Origin of the sequence: Dietzia sp. DQ11-44, assembly GCF_014145205.1 — a bacterium.
Classification (GTDB): Bacteria; Actinomycetota; Actinomycetes; order Mycobacteriales; family Mycobacteriaceae; genus Dietzia; species Dietzia natronolimnaea.
Window position 1 is genome coordinate 1 of the sequence record NZ_JAALEC010000085.1, and the last position, 5,216, is coordinate 5,216.

The window sequence follows — 5,216 nt, forward strand, 5'->3', positions numbered from 1 at the left end:
GCCGCTGCCGAGTTTCTCCCTCATCTCCGGGACCCCGGTCGCGAGCTGGGTGGTGACCAGCGCCAGCGCGCCCACCACCAGCGCCAGGACCCCGAGGACGACGACGAGCGCCGCCAGCGCCCGCGGGACCCGCCGGGGCACGCGGTCCACCAGCGGCCGGAGCATGGCGGCGAGCAACACCGCGATCGCGAGTGGCGCCAGGATCACCGACAGTCGTCCGATGGCCTGGCCGAGGATCCACCCGCCCCCGGCGATCAGGAGCAGGCAGGCCGCCCAGGCCGCCGCCAGGACCACCGGATACGGGAGATGGGATCGGGGGATCGCGGCCGTGCCGGCGTCCTCACCGTGGGTCGTCATGGGAACACCATAGGCGCGCTGACCTCAGACGACGTCGACTTCGCGCCGCATGAGGGCACGCCGCCGGGAACGGGACCCACACGCCGCGGGACCGGGTGGCCGAGCGCCGGAGCGTACTCCTGCTCCGACCCCTTCGCGACTGGTTGCGAAGTCCGCGCCGAGTGGGAGAGTCGGCACGACCCGTGAACTCACACGCAACCCTCGGAGGAGTCACATGTCCGACAAGAAGTCCGCCGCATCCAAGACGGCCGGAGCTGCAGCCAAGAAAATCGTGGACAAGGCCGAACAACTCGCCGACGACATCGTCGGCGCTGGCGACGTCGTTCCCGGCGTCCCGGCGCCAAAGCCCCCCTCACTCGAGGAGCCGACCGACCCCACCGGCCCGCTTCCCCCCAAGCCTGACCAGAAGGGCCCGACGCCGTTCAGCCCCACCGGTGCGGAGTCCTCTGACACCGAGGACGCCGCCCGCCAGCAGGGCGAGTTCCTCACCACCGCGCAGGGGGCGCGGCTCTCTGAGACGGACCACTCCCAGAAGGCCGGCCGCCGCGGCCCGACCCTCCTGCAGGATCACCACCTGCGGGAGAAGATCACCCACTTCGACCACGAGCGGATCCCGGAGCGCGTGGTCCACGCCCGCGGCGCCGGTGCTCACGGTGTCTTCGAGGCCAACGGGGCGGCGGCGAGCGTGTGCCGCGCCGGGTTGTTCGCGGAGGGCAAGCAGACCGAGGTCTTTGTCCGCTTCTCCACCGTCCTCGGGTCGCGCGGGTCTGCCGACAGCGTCCGCGATACCCGCGGGTTCGCCACCAAGTTCTACTCCGAGGAGGGGACCTGGGACCTGGTCGGCAACAACATCCCGGTGTTCTTCATCCAGGACGCCATCAAGTTCCCGGACGTCATCCACGCGGGCAAGCCGCACCCGGACCGCGAGATCCCGCAGGCCCAGAGCGCACACGATACGTTCTGGGACTTCGTCTCACTCCACACCGAGGGTCAGGCGCACGCGATGTGGAACATGTCCGACCGCGGCATCCCCCGCTCCTACCGGATGATGGAGGGCTTCGGCGTCCACACCTTCCGGCTGATCAACGCCGCCGGCGAGACCAACCTGGTCAAGTTCCACTGGAAGCCCCACCTCGGCGTGCACTCGCTGGTGTGGGAGGAGGCCCAGATCGCGGCCGGCATGGATCCGGACCTGCACCGCCGGGATCTCGCCGATGCCATCGAGGCCGGCGCGTTCCCCAAGTGGGACCTGGGCATCCAGGTCTTCCCGGACACGGTGGACTCCGACGGGGTGAGCGAGATGTTCCACGGCATCGACCTGCTCGACCCGACCAAGTTCGTCCCGGAGGAGCTCGCGCCGGTCCAGGTGATCGGCACCATGACGCTCAACGCCAACCCCAAGAACTACTTCGCGGAGACGGAGCAGATCGCGTTCCACCCGGGCCACCTCGTGCCCGGGATCGACGTGACCAACGACCCGCTCCTCCAGGGCCGGCTGTTCTCCTACCTCGACACCCAGATCTCGCGGCTGGGTGGACCGAACTTCGGGCAGCTGCCGATCAACCGCCCGCACGCCCCGGTCAACGACATGCTGCGGGACGGTATGCACCAGACCGCCGACCACGTGGGGGTCGCGCCGTACAAGCCCAACAGCCTCGACGGCGGGTGCCCGTTCCTGGCCGGCGCCGACGACGGTGCCCTGGTCGAGGTGGCGCAGCACATCGCCGACGCGCAGGTGGTCCGGGACGCGCCGGCCACCTTCGACGACCACTACTCGCAGGTGACGATGTTCTACTCCAGCATGACCGAGGTGGAGAAGGAGCACATCGCCGGCGCGTACACCTTCGAGCTGGGCAAGTGCTACGAGGAGAACATCAAGATCCGCCAGGTCGAGCAGCTGGCCCGGATCGACCACGACCTCGCCGTCACCGTCGCCACCGGTCTCGGTCTACCCGCGCCCGCCAAGGTCCCGGTGGCCGAGGTCGTCACCAGCCCCGCTCTGTCCCAGATCGGCCGCGAGTGGCCCTCCGACGGTCGCCTCATCGGGATCCTCGTCACCGAGGCCTCCGACGTCGCCGCGGTCAAGGCGCTGGAGCAGGCTGTATTCGACGACGACATGGTCCCGCTGGTCATCGCCCCGACCGGCGGCACGCTCGGTGGAAGCGATGCGGACGATGCAGAGACGGTCACGGTCTCCCGCACCTACCGCACCCAGCGGTCCATCGAGTTCGACGCCCTGGTCGTGGTGGACCTGCCCGCCGACGCGAACACGGACGTGCTGATCAGCGAGATGTTCCGCCACAAGAAGGCGATCGCCTCGCTCGCGCCCGTCGACCAGTTCGTCGACTTCGGGCTCACCGCCGACACCCCCGGTGTCGTGGTGGTGGACGAGGCGGCGGGAGTCCTGCCCGCGCTCAAGCCGCTGCTGGCGACCCACCGTGCGTGGGACCGGCCGGATCCCGCACGGATCTGATCGCGGCACAGATCTGAAGGCGGCACAGATCTGAGGGCGGCACGGATGTGAGGCCGGAGCGGTGCTGATGGCAGCGCCGCGCTGATACCCGGGGGTAGCGTCAACGGCATGACGGACATCGAATCGACCAGCTCGTCCGGGGCCGACGACGCCGCCCCCGGGACACGCCTCGAGGCCAGGCGGGTCATCGCGGCGCCGGCGGACCGGGTGTTCGCTGTGCTCTGCGACCCCGACGGTCACGTGGCCATCGACTCCTCGGGGATGCTCCAGTCGGCCGAGGGCTCGACGGTCACGGCCTCGGGCGACCGGTTCGTCGTGCACATGGATCGGGAATCGCTCGGCGACTACGACCTCGGCCGGTACGACGTGACCGTCATCATCACCCGGTTCCTGCCGGGTGAGGAGATCGCCTGGACCATCGACGGCCAGATCAAGCCGCCGATCGGTCACACCTACGGGTATCGCCTGACGCAGCTCGGCAGCGGGACCGCGGACGGAGGCGGAGGCGGAGGCAGCGCCGGGGACCTCGACGGGCCACTGACGGAGGTCGTGAGCTACTACGACTGGTCCGACGCCCATCCCAAGTGGCGCGATTCCGGCATCCTGCCGGTGCTGGACGCGTCCGCACTCAAAGCGACCCTGGGCATCCTCGAGCGGGCCGTCCGGAGAGGATACGTCCGTGGCTGATCCGACCGTCCCAGGCCAGACTCCGCCGAGTTCTGAATCGCTGGGTTCCGAGCCGCTGAGCTCTGAATCGCTGGGTTCCGAGCCGCCGCGGTCCGCGGAGATCACGTTCTCCCGCGGCCGCCTCCGTTTCCGGGCCATCGACTCCGGCCCGGCCGACGGCGAGGTCGTAGTGCTCCTCCACGGATTCCCGCAGCGCACGAGCAGCTGGGACGCGGTGGCGCCCCTCCTCCACGCGGCCGGGTTCCGCACGCTGGTCCTGGACCAGCGTGGCTACTGCTCCACCGCCCGCCCCAGGGGTCGGCGGGCATATCGACTGTCCGAGTTGGTGGGCGACGTCCTCGCCCTGCTCGACAGCGCGAACCTGCCCGCCGCCCACGTCGTCGGCCACGACTGGGGCGCGGCCGTGGCGTGGGGTGTGGCCGCCGCGCATCCCGACCGGGTCCGGTCGCTCACCGCGGTGTCGGTGCCCCACCTGGCGGCCTTCCGCCGCGCGATGATCGTCTCCGACCAGCTGCTGCGCTCCTGGTACATCGGGTTCTTCCAGTTGCCGCGGGTTCCCGAGCGGGTGCTCACTTCGGACGGAGGCCCGGCGGAACGCGCTCTCGCCACGATGGGCATGACGCCGGAGATGATCGCCCGCTACCGCAGCGAGATGGTCGCCGACGGCGCCGTGCCCGGTGGACTGGGGTGGTACCGCGCGCTGCCCTTCGCCTCACCCGGGAAGGCGACCGCCCGTGTCCGCGTGCCCACGACCTTCGTCTGGAGCGATCACGACCCGGCACTCGGCCGCGGTGGCGCCGAGCGGACCGCCCACTACGTGGACGCCGACTACCGCTTCGTGGAGATGTCCGGTGCGAGCCACTGGATACCCGAGGAACGCCCAGCTGAGCTCGCCGAGGAGATCATCGCCCGCGCGCAGAGTTGAGCCGGCGGCAGAACCAATAGCAGAGAGAGCGCCCGGGGCGCGGGGTCCGGGATCCGGGATCTGGGGTCCGGCCCCCGTCAGAACGGGGGCGGGTCGTCGTCGTGATCGCCGCGCCGCCTGCTGCGCTCGGGGCCATCTTCGGAGCTGGCGCCCGGCGACCTCCCGGGTGGCCGGTTGGGACGCGGGGACACCGGGGCGGTCACGAACCCGCGGGCCCGCGCCAGCGGGCCTGTAGGAGTTGTGGTCAGGACATGTCTGCCGAATCGGATCTTGATCCGCCCGCCGTCGAGGTACTCATAGTGGGCGTCGGAGAAGGTCTTGTACCGGTGATGCCGCCGACACATGCACATCAGGTTCTTCTCGATGGTCAGCCCGCCACTCGAGGGATCGGAGTGGTTGAAGGGGACAATATGATCTATGTCGCAGGATTCCGCCGGCACCGCGCAACCGGGATGCCGACAGGTCCCGTCTCTCATTCGGACCCGTCGCGCCAGGTCTGGAGGAATCCGATAGCGATAGGCGCTCTCACCGCCATCGTGGGTTCCGGGTCGAGTGTCCACGAGCTCGAAGGTCGCGCCCTTCGCGGACTCGAGCAGACGGGTCAGGGTCTCGAGCGCTGCTTCTCCCGTTCTGGCGAACTCCAGTCGAGGCGCTCCGACTCCGTTGGCGATCACGGTCACACGCGGACGCAGTAGCGGCGAGACGTTCACCGGTGCGTGCACGGGGTCGTCCGCTCCATCGGCCCCCCGCTGCCCCGCCGCATCCTCAGCAGCA

The 5,216-nt window shown here is 69.9% G+C and carries 4 protein-coding genes and 1 pseudogene; 3 read left to right on the forward strand and 2 right to left on the reverse strand.

Going from position 1 to position 5,216, the window contains the following annotated elements; all coding sequences use genetic code 11:
- Positions 1-357 (reverse strand): annotated as a pseudogene (locus G6018_RS02565) (AI-2E family transporter); the annotation flags it as partial.
- Positions 358-571: 214 nt separating this feature from the next.
- Here G6018_RS02565 and G6018_RS02570 point away from each other — a divergent pair.
- The 3 genes from G6018_RS02570 (at position 572) to G6018_RS02580 (ending at position 4,442) form a co-directional block, all read left to right on the forward strand.
- Positions 572-2,830 carry a catalase gene (locus G6018_RS02570; protein ID WP_182638630.1) on the forward strand — a complete coding sequence of 753 codons (2,259 nt, stop codon included), beginning with the start codon at positions 572-574 and terminating at the stop codon, positions 2,828-2,830.
- Between the two features lie 108 nt (positions 2,831-2,938).
- Complete coding sequence (locus G6018_RS02575; protein WP_182638631.1) at positions 2,939-3,517, forward strand: polyketide cyclase; 579 nt, start codon at positions 2,939-2,941, stop codon at positions 3,515-3,517.
- A 100-nt stretch (positions 3,518-3,617) separates the two neighbouring features.
- Entirely contained in the window at positions 3,618-4,442 is an 825-nt protein-coding gene (locus tag G6018_RS02580; protein ID WP_347237775.1) for an alpha/beta fold hydrolase, read from the forward strand.
- Between the two features lie 77 nt (positions 4,443-4,519).
- Here the strand turns inward: G6018_RS02580 and G6018_RS02585 are convergent.
- A partial coding sequence (locus tag G6018_RS02585) for an HNH endonuclease signature motif containing protein (protein WP_206685252.1) occupies positions 4,520-5,216 on the reverse strand: 697 nt, incomplete at its 5' end.

Excerpts from the sequence above, each read along its gene's own strand:
- G6018_RS02570 (WP_182638630.1), top strand. The coding sequence starts at position 572 with ATGTCCGACAAGAAGTCCGCCGCATCCAAGACGGCCGGAGCTGCAGCC.
- G6018_RS02575 (WP_182638631.1), top strand. The coding sequence starts at position 2,939 with ATGACGGACATCGAATCGACCAGCTCGTCCGGGGCCGACGACGCCGCC.